This window comes from Lysinibacillus sp. Bpr_S20, from assembly GCF_023337835.1.
Lineage (GTDB): Bacteria > Bacillota > Bacilli > Bacillales_A > Planococcaceae > Lysinibacillus.
Map to the genome: position 1 here is coordinate 67185 of NZ_JALNLQ010000005.1, position 17076 is coordinate 84260.

Consider the following 17076-nt stretch of genomic DNA (forward strand, 5'->3'; position numbering starts at 1 on the left):
TTGCTTTATTTTTACTGTAAAAAGGAAAAATATGATTATCTACAATTCATGAAGGAAGAAGGGCTTTCCATGCATAATGATATGAACTATGGTAACGACTTTAAGTATATTCCAGCAACATCGATTTGGAGTGGAGATGGTGTAGAAGTATTACCTGATTTATACCAACATACCATTCAAATTGTAAATATTGTACTCTACGGTGAACCTCATAAAAAAGAGTTCGTATTAGTCGATGCTGGAATGCCAAAAAGTGCAAAAGAAATTATTACAGCAACAGAGGAGCGGTTTGGAACGAATAGTCGTCCTAAAGCAATAATTTTAACGCATGGACACTTTGATCATGTTGGGGCGATAATCGATCTAATTGAACATTGGGGAATACCGGTTTATGCACATTCTTTAGAATTACCTTATTTAACTGATATAAAAAATTATCCTAAAGCTGATCCTGCTGTAAATGGTGGTTTATTAGCGAAAGTGTCACCCATTTACCCAAATGAAGCTATTAACTTAGGCGATAATGTTGAGGCGCTTCCGTCCGATGGCAGTATTCCATTTATGCCAGGTTTTCGTTGGATTCATACGCCGGGTCATACGCCAGGGCATATATCTTTATTTCGTGAAGAGGATCGAGCGTTAATTGTAGGAGATGCCTTTGTTACAGTTAAGCAAGAATCACTCTACAAAGTGTTGCTACAAAAAAAGGAAATTAGTGGGCCGCCACGATATTTCACGACGGATTGGCAGGCTGCTTGGGATTCTGTAAAAAAATTAGAGGCACTTAAACCTTCAGTTGCTATTACAGGACATGGATTACCTATGGCGGGGGAAGAGCTTACTAGAAATTTGCATAAGTTAGCGACTGAATTTGAGCAGATTGCTTTACCTAATCACAGTAAATTTTTGCATTAACATAAAATGTGAAAAGCTGTAGCGAATAGGTATTCGCTACAGCTTAAATTGGTTCATGCCCATTTGATGGTGCAATAACATATACTTTATCATAAAAAACTTTATTAAACTGTTTTTAGTTTTTTTACAACATTTCAATAATAAATAAAAGCCTATTGACAAAAAAATGCAGAACAGTTATATTCAAATTATTCAACGTTGAATATAAAAAGGTGATTATTATGACAAGACTATTAGTACTTGCTATGTTGGGGCTAAAACCAATGACTGGCTATGATATTAAAGTAATGCTTGAATTAAGTGATGCTGAACGATGGGGTGGAGTGCTTATCGGCTCTATCTATAATGCACTAAAAAAGCTTGAAAAAGATGGCTATATAGAGGTGGCTAGTATTGAATCCACAGGACATAGACAAAAAGCAATTTACCAAATTACTGAAAAGGGTAAGGCACATGAGCAGGAACTGATTATTGAGGCACTTGAAAATTCTTCTGTCATTTACCCTACAACTTTGTATTCTGGTGTTTCCTTTGCATTTAAACTGCCAAAAGCTAAAGCTGTTGAAGCATTAGAAAAGCAGCAAAAAATTTTGGAACAAGAAGAAAAGGCTATTCAAGCTGGCTATGAGGCCAAATTGATTGCTTTGCAAGGAGAACTGCCAGCATTAACACAACTAGCATTTGATAATATGCAAGAAATAGTGAAAGTACAATCAAAATTTGTACATCAAGCTATTGAAATTATGAAAAAAGATAACTCTCTCGAATGAGGGAGTTAAAAAATAGCTATATACTCAAAGTTGAATATACAATATTAAGTAAGGGGAGAAAATATGAAAAGACTAATTTGTGCTAGTCAATTAACGAAAAGTTATAAGGCTAGATGTGTCGTTGATCATATAGACCTTGATATTAAAGAGAGGGAGATAGTTGCTTTAGTGGGCACAAATGGTGCTGGCAAAACAACAACTATCGGGATGCTTCTTGGCATTATTCCTAAGGACAGTGGAACAATTAAATACTGGACATCTGATTACAAAAAGGAAATAGGAACGCAGCTTCAAACAACCCCTTTTTTCGAAGGCTATTCTGTAGAGGATAATGTGAAATTATTTGCTGCATTTTATGGAATTTCGCTGACAAAAAATGAAATTGAAGAAAAACTCGTCGCTTTTGATTTATTGCAGGTCAAAAAAACGCCAGCTATTAAATTGTCATTAGGGCAGCAAAAGCGCCTAGCAATTATCGTGACAACTTTGCACGCGCCTAAACTAGTAATTTTGGATGAACCTTCTGCAGGATTGGATCCTAGAGGACAAAGGGAAATTCAACAAATCATAAAACGTTTAAAAGATAGCGGGGCTGCCGTGTTATTTTCTTCCCACGATATGTTGGAAGTAATGAATGTTGCTGACAGAGTTTTGATGATGCATCATGGGAAAATAATTGCCAATGGCTCCCCTGATAGTTTAATGGAGTACTACCAAACTCAAAATTTAGAAGAATTATTTTTTGAATTAACGAAGTGAGGAGTGAGAAAATGAAGGCTGTTTTCGTATTAAATTTGAAATCCAGTATAAAAGATATGTATTTACTATTTTGGTCTATTTTAATGCCATTTGCTGCGATTATTGCGCTAAGGTTGTTTTTACCGAGCTTTGCAGGGAGTTATGTAGAAGGAATCATTGCCGTTAGTGTATTTTTTTATTCGTTTATGACTACTGCTTTTATTGCGTTATCGCAAAGAAAAAGAGGTGTTTATAATTTACTTCACGCAACACCTATGCCTTTATGGAAATATATCGTCAGTATTTCGAGTTCGTGGGCAATAGTTGCTATTATCTTATCTTATATCGTGCTTTTATTTTCTACCGTGATCAATCACCTAAACTTTTCTTTTACTATCTTCTTATATATGACACCGATTATTCTAATAGCCTCATTAAGTTTTGTATTTTTAAGCTTTTTTATATCAAGTCTTGTGAAAAATGAAGGTCATTTAAGTATGACTGCCAATGTATTGATGATACCAATGCTGCTTTGTAGTAATGCATTTTTTACTATGGAAAAGGCGCCGTATCTTATCCAGTTTATTAGTCGAGTAAATCCATTTGAATGGTTTACTAATGGAATTAAAGCTGCATTTCTAAATAATTTTAGTGCATGGGGAGAATCGTTACTTCTTTTAATGGGATGCTTAGCATTGACACTTATTATTTCCTTAAAAACATTCAAGTATAGTGATCAATAATTGTAAAAACAAGACATTAAATGACCAGTACTCAATTTGAGTCTGGTCATTACTTTGTAGACCACACGATGAAAATGTAGCAAGAATTAAAGGTATTTAAAAGCTGAAAATAGAATAATTCACTGAAGACATTGGAGAGGGTGAGTGGATGAGTGAAACGTTAATTAGAATAGGAACTACTTATATTCCAGTCAGCAATGTAGAACTGTCCTGTGAATGGTATGTAGGTAAATTAGGAGCAAAATGCACTTACCAAGATAGTGATAAAGCTATTGTTAATTTTGCCAATCAAAGTTTTTTTCTTGTTAGATCCATGAACAATCAAAGCTCAAATTTTATAGATCACTATGGGAAAGAACATTTTTCAATAACTTTTGAGGTTGATGGTTTAAGTGCATTGGAAACTATTCATAAAGCTTTTAAAGATAAAGGAATTAGAGTCGGTGAGATTGAAAATAGGGGACATGCTGGTAGAAATTTTGTTTTTTATGACTTGGACGGAAATAAATTTGATGTGTGGAGTGAATCGAGTCCTGATTTTAAAGAAAAGTACAAGGAGAAGAATTATGAGTAAACCAATACTGAAAGGAGTAGAGGCAATATTTATTCCAATTAAGAACCCCGAACAATCTGCTAAATGGTATGAGGAGAAACTAGGATTTTCACTTCTATACTTGCAAGAAGGCGCAGCGGTAATGAAAATTGATGCCGGATCTCAAACCGTTGTATGTTTAGTAAAAGCAAAAGACCATATACCACTAAATTTCCCAGATAATTATTTTGGCGTCGGCAAGTTCTTTAATTTTATAACACATGACATTGAAGAAACCTATCGTTCATTAATCGAAAAGAATGTAAAAGTTAATGAAATAGATGGAGAAGGAGAGACGAAGTTTTTTACCTTTTATGATCCAGATGGAAATCCGCTGGGAGTTTGTCAATAAACTATATAGAAACAATATTTCCTGAATAGAAATATATAGAGGGCCACTTATTTTCATAAGTGACCCTTAGTAACAAAGCTTCGGAGGTGTAAGACTAAAACATCTTACATTACTAAAATATGTTACGATGTTATTCTTGCATAGTTAATTGCCTGAGAAATATTTTGAAAATATTGATAACTCATTTTAGAGGCATAAAAGCTGCCGGATTTAATTGTTCAGATTCTATCACGATGCCAGTTAATCCTTTATCTGTTTTTGTTTCATGCCATTCATCCTTCTCCCAAAAGACCGCATCTCCCGGCTGAACTTGAAAATATTGCTCCTGTTCATTTCTTACAAATCCTTCGCCTTCTAAAATTAAGAGAAGCTGGGGAACTACAGCTTGATGATAGCCAATAATACCGTTTTCTTCTAAATGCATACACCCGATATTAGCTGGTACTTCCGTGTTAATAATACGAGACATAATGAAATTTGATTTAAACTGTGTTATTTTTTTCCCATTCTCTTTAGAAAATTTATAAAGTTTCATTTGATTCCTCCAAACTTAACTCAATTTTTCACAGCATGAACGTAATGAATGGTTTCAAAGGCTGTAAGATAATCTTTTCGATTGTTAAAATAAAGCTCATTAATTTTATCTGGCGAAAGATGTTCATAAATAAGTAGATCTGATTTTTTTAACATTTTTTCCATTTCTTTATACGTAAAACATGATTTCATCGGTTCGCCACTTGCTGCAGCCATTTTTACCATGTTATCTACTCGGTTTGAAATTCCTTTTTCTTTAAATAGTTTCTCATCTGCATAATCCAACACAATCGAACTTCCTGTTGGTACATTGGCAAACAAATGATCAATTAAGCTTGACGTTTCTTCTTTCGTTAAATAATAGGAAACACCTAGTAGACTAAAGAAAGTTTTTTTGTTATCAAAGCCGCTATTCATTAGATTTTGATATGAAAACTTCTTTGTGAAATCCATCGAAACGAAATGTACATTACTTGGAAGCTTTAAATTAACTTCCTCCAATCTATTCTTTTTAAATTCCTGTGTTGCAGGATGATCAATTTCAAAGATTTTTAACATGTTTTCAAGCTCAGGGTGTCTTAAGCTAAATGTATCTAATCCTGCTCCGAGAATGACATATTGCTGTAAACCTAGCAAAACTTCATTCTGTAAAACTTTTTCACAAAATGCTGCTCGAGCCAATGGTGTAGGGGAAAGCTGTGTTTGCACAATCCATTTTAAGAGCTCTTCGGTATTTCCATTTAAATCTTCTGCGATTTCTTTGTTGAAAAATTGGATGCCTTGTACCATATTTGTTTGAATGTCATGGAATTCTTTTTCTGTGATTAACTCTTTTGCTAGGTAATCATCAAAAATTATAGGGGTATCGAATTGGCTATGGTAGGCTCTACTGAAAGCTGAGATTAAGGAAGTTAAACTAGATTCACCTTTGTTCATTCAAATACACTCCTTCAAAAAAAATAGGATTCCCCTGGCCAGGAGAATCCTATTGTACAGATAAATTCCGTAAAAGTAAATTATTGCATAAATAACTTTTTTTGTCAAGTTTTAAGAAGCGAGAAGTCACTAGATTTAGAAATCTCCTTAATCAATTTTTTGGATAAATAGCTTGCCGTTTGGTTGAATTTCCGCATAAAAAACTTCTTCAATTGTTTTTACGTTTGCCTTTTTTAATTCATGATCTAACCATTCCCTACTTTTACCGACTTCCTGTAAATTTCGTGGCAATAGCTTCCCATCTGTAATGATTTCAATGGGAATAAAAGCGGGAGAGGATGAAACGATTTTTAAATCCATCTTTTGTGGACTTTGAAATTCAGGCTTTTTTAGAATACTCAACATGCCATTTGGTTCTAATATAGCGTAGTCTATTTCTGTAATTGAAAAAACTTGATACTGTCTAATCATCATCGTAAGGTCATCAATATTAATTTTCGTGTTTGCTAGAGCTTCTCTATCTATTTTCCCTTTTTTAATAACAATTGTCGGTTGTCCATCAAGTAATGTTCTTGCTTTTCCAGATTTTAGAGCAATATAACTAATTAAAGTAGTAAGCGCACACCAAATAATTAAACTTACTAAAAATTTTGTGAATACAATTGTTTTTAAAATTACCATATTGGCTGCAATAGAACCAATTGTAATACCAGTTACGTAGTTAAAGAAGGTTAAGTGACTTAGTTGTTTTTTACCTAAAAACCTCGTAAATGTCAGAAGAACAAAAAAAGTAATAACCGTTTGAACAATTACTTGTATATAACCTGTGTACAAATTCCCCCACTCCTTATCTATTCCCTAGAATACCCAATGAATTTTCAAAAGATACTTCAATACACAACAGAGCTGGATTCAATATAGAAAGAAGGACTCTCATTTGTTAGAAATTTATGTCGTGCAAATAAGTTCATGATAACCTCTTTATGATCAATAGTGGGAAAAACAGTGGGTGTTTTGGTAAAATAAGTATTAAATTAATTTAAAGGAGAGTTTTTATGGATTCTAGAGTTCCTCTACATGTTCAAAATATTTTAAATGATTATATAAACTTATTTCAAAATAAAGTACCGAATACGCTTGAAGGTTTCTATTTACACGGTTCTATTGCTCTTAACGCTTACATAAATGGTTCGAGTGATATCGATTTTATTGCTGTTGTAAACAGATCCTTAACTGAAGAAGATATGAAGGTGATATCTGATCTTCACAAAGAATTAAATCAGAAATATAAGGATACAGGGATGGATGGCAGTTATTTACTAGATGAGGATGTTGGCAAGAAACAGAGTGAGGTAACAGGATGTTTAAAGGTAAATGAAGGTAAAACAAACTGGGGTAATGATGATATGAACCCAATTACTTGGTGGATTTTAAAAAATAAAGGGATTACCGTTTTAGGACCGGATGTAGCTACATATAACTTCAGTGTAGATGAAAGAGTGCTTGCAGATTATGTTTTAGAAAACATGAACAGTTATTGGTCGAGTAGATTGAAAAAAATTAAAAAATATAAAGCATTTTTGATACCAATTAAATTAGTGGATTTAGAAATAGAGTGGTCAATAACAGGGATATTACGGCAATTTTACACATTGCAAGAATATGAGATTGTTTCAAAAGTAGATGCTTGTAAATATGCAATTCATCATTTACCGGAAGAATTCCACAATATTATTAACGAAGCCATCAGTATTCGAGAAGGTTCCAATATACGCTATTGTAATTCGAAAAAACAACGTATTGATGACACAATTCAATGTATGGATTATATACTTAAACATTGTAATAGAGTCAAAAATTAATGAAATATCGTTCGTCATCAAAAGTTGGAGATGACATTTATTATTTCGGATGTCATGTTTATAAATCGGAATGGAAATCAACTTCACGTTTTGCTGATGAACTTGAAATATTAACGGTTTAACCGATATTACCTTTTTTAGGAAAATATGATAATATTAATGAGTCTTAAATGACAATTACATTTAGGGGGTAGATAGTATGAACAAAAATTATGCTAGCGCCGTGATAAATAAAAAGGGGAAATCGTCTAACTAAAAATTATATAGCGTTTCCTCAAATTGAAAGGGGAAAATGATTTGAATCAAGTACTACTGATTATTGATGTTCAGCAAGAATTAATGGATGGTAATGAGAAAGAAAAAGCAGTTTTTAATAAGGAACACCTAATTAAAAATATCAACTTAGTCATTGAAAAAGCAAGAAAATCCAATGTTCCAGTCGTCTTTGTAAGGGATCTTGATGTTGCTGAAGGTAAAGGGACAGGGTTTGCTATTCATAATGGCATTAGCGTACCTAAGGAAGCGAGGATTTTCGATAAAAAAGCAACGAATTGTTTCCATGGGACTGATCTGCTAATTCATTTACAATCTCAAGATATTAAACATGTAGTTGTAATGGGCTGCTCGACGCAGCACTGTATCGATACTGCGGTAAGAACGGCGACTATTAGTGGGTTGGATGTCACGTTAGTTGGTGATGGGCATTCAACTGCGGACAGTGATGTTTTAAGTGCAGAGCAAATTATCAAGCATCATAATCATACACTTCATGGTCATTACAATGTCGAACACTTTTCTGTTGTTAGAAATTCAGAAGAAGACTTGTTTGAACCTACACATGATTCGTATAGATAAGAAAAAATATTTAAGGGCACTCATATTTGTGAGTGTCTTTTCTTTTGGTAATGATAACCAAAATAAATTTACAAATTGCATCCAATACGTTTAATATATATTAAACGCACTAACAGACAAAGCGAATTTTAGTTCAGTGGGAAAAGAGAAAGGGTAGTAATACAAAGTAGGAGGAGACTTTATGCCAACAGTTAATGCGAACGGAATTACTATCCATTACGAAAATAGAGGTAGAAGATCAGCCTTTGAAGCAATAAAAGGATGTAACTATTATTAGTAAATAAATTGTAAAAAGAAGGTGGAGTTGTATGACTATATATTTTGCATTTCTTAGAGGGATTAATGTAGGCGGGCATAATAAAATTATCATGGCGGAATTAAGAAGTTCTCTTGAGCAACTAGGATTACATAATGTGAAGACATATATCCAAAGTGGAAACATCCTTTTTGAATCAGAGGAAACTGAGGAGCTTTTGCAAACGAAAATTCACGATAAAATTAACGAGGATTTTGGGATATCTAGTGTTGTTGTCATTAGGACTGCAGAGGAAATACAGCAGATTGTTAGTCAATCCCCTTTTTCAGATCAGGAGATTTCAGAAGCAGAGCAAACATGTAAAGGGGAATGTTTACATGTTGCTTTGTTGCCGACAGCCCCTTCCAAGGCTAATAGTGACAAGTTTTTATCTTTTACAAATGAAAGAGAACTCAGTGTCATAAACGGAAGAGATGTGTATCTTTTATTTTATGACAGCATTCGAAATGCCAAACTAGGAAATAATCTAAAAAAACTTGAGATTCCGGCAACTGTCCGCAATTGGAAAACGCTCATGAAGCTTTTAAGAATGGTGGAAGAAGTCGAGCAGATGAAGAGTAATTTAAAAAACTAATTATTAGCATTCTTATATTTACAAAAATGCAGAAAAACAAAAAAGACTAGGTATTCAATTATTTTTTGAATTGACTCGAAAAGTTGTTTTTAATAATTCGGGTACAGTTCACGACTTAATAATGAGTATCTAGTCTTTCTCTTTTAACAAATCTATTAAACTAATGGGGAATTCTTCGTGTAACTCTTTCGAATAAAATGACTATTATATTTTTATTTTTGACTATTATCGTTGTCAAAAATAAAAGAATCATTTACAATGTGTCTGAGGTGGTCAAATGAAAAATCGACTCAAAGAATTGCGAGCAAGGGATGGATTAAATCAAACTGAATTGGCAAAAAGAGCAAAAGTTTCACGCCAAACAGTTAGTTTGATTGAAAGAAATGAATATATGCCATCTTTATTAATTGCGGTGAAGATTGCTCATGTATTTCAAGAGCCAATAGAAAATATTTTTATATTTAGTGAGGAGGAATTATAGTGAAAATGTTATTGGTTTACCTTACAGTTGCTATTTATGGAGTTTATAAATGGATTATAAATTTTAACAATCTACCAGACGCTGCGAATGTATTAATGGCTGTAAATTTCATCAGCCTTGTTACACTTATCATTGCCGAATTGCATAAGCGAAAAATAGAAATCGGATTGGATAGGGAACTTGAATTTGATCAAGAGGACTTCCATTTGTTTCAGTTGGAAAGGAAAGCGTATGCAATGACTATCTATACAGAAATTGCAGTTTGTTTATCATTTATTACGATGTTAGTCGGATTTTTATTATTTAGGGATGACTATCCAGAGGTCCCTTTTGCTAGTGTCGTGCTGTTGGCTGTTGCATTCATCAAGTCCGTTCCTAGTGAAAAAATACTCAACCTAACAAACCCTGGATTTACGTTTCCTAATCCCAAATCAAAAAATTTTAATAAAGAACTATTAGATCAGTTTGACGACGGACAAAAACATCTCATGTTCCAAGGGCTTTATAAATTATATCAATTTACAATTTGGGCTTTAGTACTTTTATCATTTGGATTAATGTTTTATTCTGCATTTACAGGTAACTCACAGTTAGTTAGTATCGTGTGTATCGGTATATTATTGATGATTATTCAGGTTGGTTTTATAATTAGTACGAAACCAAACAACCTGAAAGAAACTGGGGATGTTTAAGAAGTCGCCTTTAATGACTTTGGTTACATAGCATAAATCGAGAATTTTACCGTTATGGTTAACAAATGAACACGTATAAAGAAGGCTATGTATTCACAAATTTTTGTGAGACTAGCTTTTTTGTGTTGATGAATTGTAACAATAAAAATCAGTAAGCATATTTGAACTGCATCCCAATTTGGGGTGTAGTTTATTTTTTTTGTAGATATTCCTACTAGTACAATTAATAAATTTGTAAGGAATGAGTAAGAAAAAAGAGATGATCGATTCGTACAATGAAAGTACATGAAAGGGGTCGTTTTAGGTGTAAACATGCATGTATGTGGAGAAGCGTGAAATACTATTCCTTTATTGGATAGAATACTTAAAGCTTTAGTATCTCTTAAATAAAAGAAAGGAGAGAGAATCCATGCTTAAACTGATGGGACTAGGGTGGGGAAAATATCAATTATTTATTTACTTTATAAAAATAATCATTTGTATTGTAGTGACCTCCTTTCCGGTCGACCTTGTGCCGTGGGGATTTAAAGTTGGAATTGGACTAATGCCATTAGTGGATATTCTTATTAAAACAATATTGACAATTATTTTAGCTATTATTTTATTACGTTTATTAATTGATAAATACAGAAATGGTTACAACATACCGATGTTTAACATTTTAAGTATTATTTATATTATGATGCAATAATAAACCGAGGAGGAGAAATGGTGCTATGCTACATCTACTAAAGCTGGAAATGAAGAAATTTAATTTAGGTTGGTATGTAAAAGGTGCAATTATCGCAAACATTGTTTTAACAACAATAATGTGTTTAGTTATTTATATTGCACAAAGCGAAGGGGATCTACTCATTTCAACGTATGAAGATGTAAATATACTGATTGGTGCAAGTGTAAGAGCAACGTTTATTGTATTTGCCTCTGTATTAATTGCGAAACTAGTTATTGAAGAATATAAAAACAGAACAATTTTGATTATGTTCACTTATCCTGTTAGTCGTAAGAAACTGATTGCTAGTAAACTGGTCCTTATAGCTGTCTTAACGTTAATTGCTATGATGTTGACTAATATCGTTGTAGTTGGTCTATTTTCTATCATTAATAGTTATTTTCCTATCGTTCCATTTACGATAACGACAAATCAGTTCATAGGTGAAGTCATTAATATAGTTCCTTTTGCTATTGCCTCAACAGGAATAAGCTTAATTCCATTATATTTTGGGATGCGTAATCATTCTGTTCCGGCCACGATTGGTTCATCTCTACTCGTGGTGGCAATTGCGTGTTCTTATAACCCGGAAATTTCGTTAGTGTCCTTCATTCCACTTCAATTAGGGCTTGCAGTAGTTGGAGTAATCATTGCATATCTAGGTATTCGTAATATTGAAAATGAGGATGCGGTGTAATGGCATAAGTATACAAGATATTTGTGCTTAAAATAAATAGCCTTATATTAGTTATCAGCAAGAGAAAAAACTAGAGAATCGCTATGCTATATGGATTATGGCTACAGGTTTTATAGCGATAATTACAGCAGAAAGTAATACATTAAGGTATTTCTAATAGGAATTTTTTTCGGCTCAAAAACAAAAGTTTTACGAGACTTTAACGACTCGAAAGTTCAAAGTGATAAGTAAAAATTATTGAATTACATAGAAAATCATAAATTTCTTTTATGTACTTTATTTGATAACGTAAAAGAAAGGAGGCGGTAAAGATGAAAATTTTTGATGCACACTTTCATATTATTGATTTCGATTATCCTATTACTGAAAATCAAGGGTATGTACCACCTAGTTATGTTGTAGATGACTACCAAAAAGAAACAGCGACTTATCATATTGTAGGTGGTGCAATTGTATCAGGTTCTTTTCAAGGATTTGACCAAGCTTATTTAGTGAATGCTTTAGAGAAAATGGGCACTGCATTTTGTGGCGTTACGCAGCTACCATTTGCGGTGACAGATGATGAGATAAAGGATTTACATAACAAAGGTGTACGAGCACTACGATTCAATGTGAAACGTGGCGGTTCCGAAGATTTAACGAAACTCGATTATTTTGCGAGACGTGTTTATGATTTAGCTGGTTGGCATAGTGAATTATATATAGACGCAAAAGATTTACCTGATATTGCACCATCGATTGAAAAATTACCGGCGATTTCAATTGATCATTTAGGGTTATCAGAGGAAGGCTTACCTCATTTGTTGCACCTCGTAGAAAAAGGTGTAAGAGTAAAGGCGACAGGATTTGGTCGTGTAGAGCTCGATGTACAACATGCTTTGAAATCTATTCATGCTGTTAATCCAGAGGCGTTAATGTTCGGCACAGATTTGCCGTCTACACGAGCAAAAAGACCGTTTGCTTATGCAGATATTGAACTGATTCAAGAATTATTTGATCCGATGTCAGCGGATAAAATTCTTTATCAAAATGCTATGGATTTTTATTTCAAATAAGCTTAGCTATAAAAAAGTCAACTCATTTTATTGTAGAGTTGACTTTTTATAGAAAGATAAAGTAAACGCATACAGTTAGTTTAAACTCTCAGCATTGATATTTTCTTTCATAATATCTTCCTTCTTAATATTGGCGATAAATACCCCTATTAAAGTGATCAAGCCCCCAGTTATGGCAGAAAAATGTGGAACCTCACCAAGCCAGATCCATGCGATAAGAAATGCAAAAACAGAAGTTAAATAAAGCGTACTGGTTGCTTCAGCTGCTCCTGTGCGTGCTGTAACATAAGCCAGCATAAAATAGGGAATGATGGTTGGAAAAATGCCAAGATACAAAGTGACGAATGTTGCATTTAATGGCGCATCCATAATGGCTTCACCTAGGCCCGGCGAGAAAAGTAACATAAAAATAGTACCTGACCAAATGGCATACATTGTAAAGCGAAGAGCCCCGTATTTTTCTAGATAACGACGTTGAAAAACAAAGTATATACTTTCCGATAGGGATGCTACTAAAACTATAATTATCCCATTATTAAAAGCAAAGTCTTCAGTTGAACCTCCTATAGAAATAAATGCTACACCACAAAAACCAACAAGTGAACCAAGCCATCCCCATAATCCAAGCTTCTCACGATAAAAAAATACAGCTAACAAAGCGGTGAATATAGGGGTTGTTGAAACAAGTAAGCTTGCAACGCCAGCACTAATCGTTTGTTCCCCATAATTTAGTGCTACTTGATACACAGTGAATCCTAAAAAGCCAAGTAATAAAATAGCTGGTATATCCTTTAACGCGGGTAAAGGCGTTTTTGTGATAACCGCTATGATCAATAATACGATTGAGCCAATCAATAATCGTAAAAGTGATATATGTTCAGGTGAATAGGCCGTTAATGCCACACGTATTGCTGGAAAAGCTGATGCCCATAAAAGGATCATAATGAATTGAGCAACCATAATTTTAACATTAAATTTTTTTAACATGAATACACCTCGTTTAATTTTCTCATCCAACCAATTAAATTTATGTTTTTAATGTTAGTAGGTTTTTGGTAAAATTTCTCCAACAAGTTATAATGAAAAAAACCAACCAGTTTAGTAAAGGGAGTACATATGAAAAAGCCAAAATACCAATTGATTATTGATTTTATAAAAGAGAAAATCGCAACGGGAGAGTGGGCGATTGGCAGTCCCATACCAAGTCAACGTAATCTGGCAAACCAGTTCGAGGTTAACCGTAGTACAGTCATCACAGCATTAGAGGAATTAATGGCAGAGGGTCTAATTGAAGGTAAAGCGGGGAAGGAAACAATCGTCACCAATAATACTTGGACTTTGATGGGGGCAAAATCCTCGACTAACTGGAATGAAAATGTCACTTTAGGCATTCATAAACCTAGCGTTTCGATGGTGCAGGAGATTAACGAAGCGGAATCGAATACGAATCTTATACAATTAAGTAAAGGAGAATTATCACCAGAGATGTTCCCTTTAGAAGAGATGAAATGCGTTGTTCAAAAGGTTTCGAATCAACTGACCACTTTTGGCTATGAAGAGCCAAAAGGGAATATTAAATTACGGCAGGCCATTAGTGACTATTTAAAGGTAAGAGGAGTTGATGCGTCTCCGTCGTCCATTCTCATAGTGTCTGGTGCGCTCCAAGCTTTACATCTAATTTCGATTGGACTTCTAAAAAGAGGTTCAACGGTGTTGTTAGAAATGCCGTCTTATCTTTACTCGTTGACTGTTTTTGAGTCTGCGGGGATGGAGTTGCAAGGATTAGCGATGGATAATGAGGGAATACTCATCGATTCAATTTATCCGACAAAGGAAAAAGGAAAAAATATTTTATATACGATTCCAACCTTCCATAATCCAACCGGCTCCTTAATGCAAGAAGAGAGAAGAAAGAAATTAATTACCTATTGTGAAAGAGAACAATTGCCCGTTATAGAGGATGATGTGTATCGTGATTTATGGATTGACACGCCACCACCTAAACCACTGAAAGCGATGGATCATTACGGAAATGTTTTGTATGTTGGGAGTTTATCTAAAACGCTTAGTCCAGGACTACGAATTGGGTGGGTAGTCGGCCCGGAGTCTGTCATTAATCGATTAGCAGATTTAAAAATGCAATCTGACTATGGATCAAGTACTCTTTCCCAGCTCGTTGCTGCAGAGTGGCTATCTAGTAATTCTTATGATGATCATCTCGAAAAAGTAAGAGAACAACTTAGTATTCGTAGAAAAGTTGCTTTAGATGTAATGGATAAATATTTAAGTTCTTATGCTACGTGGGACATCCCAAAAGGTGGATTGTTCATATGGGTGAAAATAAAGCCTGAGTTTAAAGTAAAAAGGCTATTTGAAAAAGCATTATCCAACAATATTCTTCTAAATCCAGGTAGTATTTATGCGGAAAAAACAGGCCAGTTTATACGAATCTCTTATGGGTATGCTTCACTCGATGAAATGAAGGAAGGGATTTTCAAATTAAGTGAAATTATTAAAAACAATGGGAGAGGTTAAATGAAAATACTAAACAAGTTGCCAAAAAGTAACCCCAATTTACATGTAGAGCTAATTAACAATGGCTGGATTCCGATGAAAGAACCGAAGAATTTAATAAGTGCTATTTTGTTATCGATTCCTTTAATGATTGTCGCTTCAATGATCTCTATTGGGATAATAAATATTTTTTCTAGTATTTCTTTGAGAGATTTTGGATTTACATCTGGTGGAATATCAATAACCATTAACGTAAGCGTTATTTTGGGGATTGTCTTACTATTAATCATTCACGAAATACTTCATTTGATCTTCATTCCTAATTTTATGAAATCAGAAAAAACTGCAGTAGGGCTTACTCTGTTCGGGGGTTTTGTAATTACGGAAGAAGAGATTTCAAAATCAAGATATTTGTTCATTACGGTTGCACCTTTTATTATACTTTCAATAATTTTCCCACTAGTTTTCAGTGCATTTGGACTCTTAACAACGACATTAAAGTTCTTGATTATACTAAACTCATTGGGATCGTCAGTGGATTTACTAAATCTTCTTCTAATCATGAAACAAGTACCGAAAAATGCAACTTTAACATGTAATGGACCAAACACTTATTGGAAAAAAGCTTAAAAAGGTAAAGAGATTCATTTGCATTGATGTAAAAATATGGTATAGAATTATATGTAATATTTAAATTTTCCCAACATTAAACTAGTTTATTGTTGGGAAAATCACTATAGGAAGTAGGTAAATAGATGATTCCATTAGTATATGATCAAATTAATAGCCGGGGAAAAGACAATGAATTCTTCTTGGCACTTTTAAAGAAAATAGATGGGAAAGAAATAGCAGATTTAGGTTGTGGAACAGGAAGGTTGACAATCCATTTTGCGCAAGCTGGTTATTATATTACAGCTATTGATCCGAATGCAGAAGCGATTGAAAGGGCGAAAAGTAAAGAGTATGCAGACGAAGTGACTTGGATTGTTGGCGATAGCTCGAATTTACAATCAAATACGTTTGATGTTGTAATAATGACAGCGAATGTTGCACAAGTATTTCTTACAGATGAAAGTTGGCAGCATGTCATTTCAAGTGCATATCGAGCATTAAAACCTGGAGGACATTTTATTTTTGATACGCGTAACCCATTAGCAAAAGAGTGGGAACACTGGCAAAAAGATGATAAACCAGATGTTGCAAAGGATGAGGTGAGTGGTGATCCACTTGAAATTTGGACGGAATATGAAGGGTTTGTAGGGGATGTTTTTACGTTTTACGAAATTGTTAAAAATGCACGAACAGATGAAGTGTTAATTCATGAAAAAATGCAATTAAGGTTTAGAACACACGAAGAAATCTATGAATCATTATACCAAGTAGGCTTTTCACAAATTCAAGCTTATGGCGATTGGGAGTTTGAACAAGCAACTAAGGAAACGAAATCATTTATTTTTCATAGTGTGAAATAATTGATATTGTACGAAAGTTGGTATGGAGCGGTTTAAGTATGTTTTAACTAGACGGTGGCCCCACTTTCTTTCAGAAAATACAGATACTACTTCCGTTTCCGTTTATTCAGATTATTTTATCCATCTTGAGTGATACGATACCTGTAGGATTAGATGTTGAAAACGAAAAGTTAATTGTGTTGAAGCTTTCACAAACAAGTAAGTTGTTTAAAAAAGAGAACTAATTTGTATTTTAACTAAAGGGGACTCACCAATTCTGGCGAGTC

22 protein-coding genes are annotated in these 17076 nt (G+C 33.8%); 18 read left to right on the top strand and 4 right to left on the bottom strand.

All coding sequences use genetic code 11. The features are described 5' to 3' along the window. The first annotated feature begins 69 nt into the window (after positions 1-69). From MWJ95_RS14025 to MWJ95_RS14050, 6 genes are all read left to right on the top strand, one after another. Positions 70-915: an MBL fold metallo-hydrolase gene (locus tag MWJ95_RS14025; RefSeq protein ID WP_249106135.1), complete on the top strand. Its 846-nt coding sequence runs from the start codon at positions 70-72 to the stop codon at positions 913-915. A gap of 221 nt (positions 916-1136) precedes the next feature. After that, positions 1137-1685 carry a PadR family transcriptional regulator gene (locus MWJ95_RS14030; RefSeq protein ID WP_249106137.1) on the top strand — a complete coding sequence of 183 codons (549 nt, stop codon included), beginning with the start codon at positions 1137-1139 and terminating at the stop codon, positions 1683-1685. Positions 1686-1748: 63 nt separating this feature from the next. After that, the gene (locus MWJ95_RS14035; RefSeq protein WP_249106139.1) at positions 1749-2444 is read left to right on the top strand and encodes an ABC transporter ATP-binding protein; all 696 of its coding nucleotides are present in this window, start codon (positions 1749-1751) and stop codon (positions 2442-2444) included. Between the two features lie 11 nt (positions 2445-2455). Next, positions 2456-3166 carry an ABC transporter permease gene (locus MWJ95_RS14040; RefSeq protein WP_249106141.1) on the top strand — a complete coding sequence of 237 codons (711 nt, stop codon included), beginning with the start codon at positions 2456-2458 and terminating at the stop codon, positions 3164-3166. A 148-nt stretch (positions 3167-3314) separates the two neighbouring features. Further along, the gene (locus tag MWJ95_RS14045) at positions 3315-3740 is read left to right on the top strand and encodes a VOC family protein (protein ID WP_249106143.1); all 426 of its coding nucleotides are present in this window, start codon (positions 3315-3317) and stop codon (positions 3738-3740) included. Further along, positions 3733-4110, top strand: coding sequence for a VOC family protein (locus MWJ95_RS14050; protein WP_249106144.1), 378 nt, complete (start codon positions 3733-3735; stop codon positions 4108-4110). The genes MWJ95_RS14045 and MWJ95_RS14050 overlap by 8 nt, the downstream gene beginning before the upstream one ends. 181 nt (positions 4111-4291) lie before the next feature. Here MWJ95_RS14050 and MWJ95_RS14055 read toward each other — a convergent pair whose 3' ends face one another. The 3 genes from MWJ95_RS14055 to MWJ95_RS14065 form a co-directional block, all read right to left on the bottom strand. Continuing rightward, positions 4292-4645 (bottom strand): cupin domain-containing protein, encoded by a 354-nt coding sequence (locus MWJ95_RS14055; RefSeq protein WP_249106146.1) that lies wholly within the window; start codon positions 4643-4645, stop codon positions 4292-4294. 20 nt (positions 4646-4665) lie between these two features. Further along, positions 4666-5580 (bottom strand): class I SAM-dependent methyltransferase, encoded by a 915-nt coding sequence (locus MWJ95_RS14060; protein ID WP_249106148.1) that lies wholly within the window; start codon positions 5578-5580, stop codon positions 4666-4668. 147 nt (positions 5581-5727) lie between these two features. Continuing rightward, positions 5728-6414 carry a DUF421 domain-containing protein gene (locus MWJ95_RS14065; RefSeq protein ID WP_249106150.1) on the bottom strand — a complete coding sequence of 229 codons (687 nt, stop codon included), beginning with the start codon at positions 6412-6414 and terminating at the stop codon, positions 5728-5730. Positions 6415-6635: 221 nt separating this feature from the next. Between MWJ95_RS14065 and MWJ95_RS14070 the strand changes: the two genes are divergently transcribed. The 9 genes from MWJ95_RS14070 to MWJ95_RS14105 all read left to right on the top strand — a co-directional run bounded on the left by MWJ95_RS14070 (position 6636) and on the right by MWJ95_RS14105 (position 12824). Then, a complete protein-coding gene (locus MWJ95_RS14070) occupies positions 6636-7442 on the top strand; it encodes an aminoglycoside adenylyltransferase domain-containing protein (RefSeq protein ID WP_249106152.1) in 807 nt (268 codons plus the stop codon). Then, the gene (locus tag MWJ95_RS24505) at positions 7442-7564 is read left to right on the top strand and encodes a hypothetical protein (protein WP_283175755.1); all 123 of its coding nucleotides are present in this window, start codon (positions 7442-7444) and stop codon (positions 7562-7564) included. Before MWJ95_RS14070 ends, MWJ95_RS24505 begins: the two co-directional genes overlap by 1 nt. Positions 7565-7739: 175 nt before the next feature. Further along, on the top strand, positions 7740-8297 hold the full coding sequence (locus tag MWJ95_RS14075; RefSeq protein ID WP_249106154.1) for a cysteine hydrolase family protein: 558 nt from the start codon (positions 7740-7742) through the stop codon (positions 8295-8297). A 308-nt stretch (positions 8298-8605) separates the two neighbouring features. Beyond that, on the top strand, positions 8606-9187 hold the full coding sequence (locus MWJ95_RS14080) for a DUF1697 domain-containing protein (protein WP_249074564.1): 582 nt from the start codon (positions 8606-8608) through the stop codon (positions 9185-9187). A gap of 277 nt (positions 9188-9464) precedes the next feature. Next, complete coding sequence (locus MWJ95_RS14085; RefSeq protein WP_249074565.1) at positions 9465-9668, top strand: helix-turn-helix transcriptional regulator; 204 nt, start codon at positions 9465-9467, stop codon at positions 9666-9668. Positions 9669-9673: 5 nt separating this feature from the next. Further along, positions 9674-10360, top strand: a complete 687-nt coding sequence (locus tag MWJ95_RS14090) for a DUF3169 family protein (protein WP_249074725.1) — start codon at positions 9674-9676, stop codon at positions 10358-10360. Positions 10361-10769: 409 nt separating this feature from the next. Then, positions 10770-11051, top strand: a complete 282-nt coding sequence (locus MWJ95_RS14095) for a hypothetical protein (RefSeq protein WP_249074566.1) — start codon at positions 10770-10772, stop codon at positions 11049-11051. Between the two features lie 25 nt (positions 11052-11076). Beyond that, positions 11077-11769 carry an ABC transporter permease gene (locus MWJ95_RS14100; protein WP_249074567.1) on the top strand — a complete coding sequence of 231 codons (693 nt, stop codon included), beginning with the start codon at positions 11077-11079 and terminating at the stop codon, positions 11767-11769. 311 nt (positions 11770-12080) lie between these two features. Then, positions 12081-12824 (top strand): amidohydrolase family protein, encoded by a 744-nt coding sequence (locus MWJ95_RS14105; protein ID WP_249106156.1) that lies wholly within the window; start codon positions 12081-12083, stop codon positions 12822-12824. Between the two features lie 75 nt (positions 12825-12899). On the opposite strand, the gene MWJ95_RS14110 is transcribed toward MWJ95_RS14105, so the two are convergent. Further along, positions 12900-13811, bottom strand: coding sequence for a DMT family transporter (locus MWJ95_RS14110; RefSeq protein WP_249106159.1), 912 nt, complete (start codon positions 13809-13811; stop codon positions 12900-12902). A gap of 129 nt (positions 13812-13940) precedes the next feature. Here MWJ95_RS14110 and MWJ95_RS14115 point away from each other — a divergent pair, with 129 nt between their 5' ends. The 3 genes from MWJ95_RS14115 (at position 13941) to MWJ95_RS14125 (ending at position 16810) form a co-directional block, all read left to right on the top strand. Further along, complete coding sequence (locus MWJ95_RS14115; RefSeq protein ID WP_249106161.1) at positions 13941-15359, top strand: aminotransferase-like domain-containing protein; 1419 nt, start codon at positions 13941-13943, stop codon at positions 15357-15359. Next, complete coding sequence (locus MWJ95_RS14120) at positions 15360-15968, top strand: DUF3267 domain-containing protein (protein WP_249106163.1); 609 nt, start codon at positions 15360-15362, stop codon at positions 15966-15968. It begins immediately after the preceding gene. Positions 15969-16093: 125 nt separating this feature from the next. Further along, on the top strand, positions 16094-16810 hold the full coding sequence (locus tag MWJ95_RS14125) for a class I SAM-dependent methyltransferase (protein ID WP_249106165.1): 717 nt from the start codon (positions 16094-16096) through the stop codon (positions 16808-16810). The last annotated feature ends 266 nt before the right edge of the window (positions 16811-17076 follow it).

Excerpts from the sequence above, each read along its gene's own strand:
- MWJ95_RS24505 (WP_283175755.1), top strand. The coding sequence starts at position 7,442 with ATGAAATATCGTTCGTCATCAAAAGTTGGAGATGACATTTATTATTTC.
- MWJ95_RS14115 (WP_249106161.1), top strand. The coding sequence starts at position 13,941 with ATGAAAAAGCCAAAATACCAATTGATTATTGATTTTATAAAAGAGAAA.
- MWJ95_RS14100 (WP_249074567.1), top strand. The coding sequence starts at position 11,077 with ATGCTACATCTACTAAAGCTGGAAATGAAGAAATTTAATTTAGGTTGG.
- MWJ95_RS14110 (WP_249106159.1), bottom strand. The coding sequence starts at position 13,811 with ATGTTAAAAAAATTTAATGTTAAAATTATGGTTGCTCAATTCATTATG.
- MWJ95_RS14040 (WP_249106141.1), top strand. The coding sequence starts at position 2,456 with ATGAAGGCTGTTTTCGTATTAAATTTGAAATCCAGTATAAAAGATATG.
- MWJ95_RS14120 (WP_249106163.1), top strand. The coding sequence starts at position 15,360 with ATGAAAATACTAAACAAGTTGCCAAAAAGTAACCCCAATTTACATGTA.
- MWJ95_RS14085 (WP_249074565.1), top strand. The coding sequence starts at position 9,465 with ATGAAAAATCGACTCAAAGAATTGCGAGCAAGGGATGGATTAAATCAA.
- MWJ95_RS14025 (WP_249106135.1), top strand. The coding sequence starts at position 70 with ATGCATAATGATATGAACTATGGTAACGACTTTAAGTATATTCCAGCA.
- MWJ95_RS14050 (WP_249106144.1), top strand. The coding sequence starts at position 3,733 with ATGAGTAAACCAATACTGAAAGGAGTAGAGGCAATATTTATTCCAATT.
- MWJ95_RS14125 (WP_249106165.1), top strand. The coding sequence starts at position 16,094 with ATGATTCCATTAGTATATGATCAAATTAATAGCCGGGGAAAAGACAAT.
- MWJ95_RS14035 (WP_249106139.1), top strand. The coding sequence starts at position 1,749 with ATGAAAAGACTAATTTGTGCTAGTCAATTAACGAAAAGTTATAAGGCT.
- MWJ95_RS14045 (WP_249106143.1), top strand. The coding sequence starts at position 3,315 with ATGAGTGAAACGTTAATTAGAATAGGAACTACTTATATTCCAGTCAGC.
- MWJ95_RS14105 (WP_249106156.1), top strand. The coding sequence starts at position 12,081 with ATGAAAATTTTTGATGCACACTTTCATATTATTGATTTCGATTATCCT.
- MWJ95_RS14080 (WP_249074564.1), top strand. The coding sequence starts at position 8,606 with ATGACTATATATTTTGCATTTCTTAGAGGGATTAATGTAGGCGGGCAT.
- MWJ95_RS14090 (WP_249074725.1), top strand. The coding sequence starts at position 9,674 with ATGTTATTGGTTTACCTTACAGTTGCTATTTATGGAGTTTATAAATGG.
- MWJ95_RS14060 (WP_249106148.1), bottom strand. The coding sequence starts at position 5,580 with ATGAACAAAGGTGAATCTAGTTTAACTTCCTTAATCTCAGCTTTCAGT.
- MWJ95_RS14070 (WP_249106152.1), top strand. The coding sequence starts at position 6,636 with ATGGATTCTAGAGTTCCTCTACATGTTCAAAATATTTTAAATGATTAT.
- MWJ95_RS14095 (WP_249074566.1), top strand. The coding sequence starts at position 10,770 with ATGCTTAAACTGATGGGACTAGGGTGGGGAAAATATCAATTATTTATT.
- MWJ95_RS14030 (WP_249106137.1), top strand. The coding sequence starts at position 1,137 with ATGACAAGACTATTAGTACTTGCTATGTTGGGGCTAAAACCAATGACT.
- MWJ95_RS14055 (WP_249106146.1), bottom strand. The coding sequence starts at position 4,645 with ATGAAACTTTATAAATTTTCTAAAGAGAATGGGAAAAAAATAACACAG.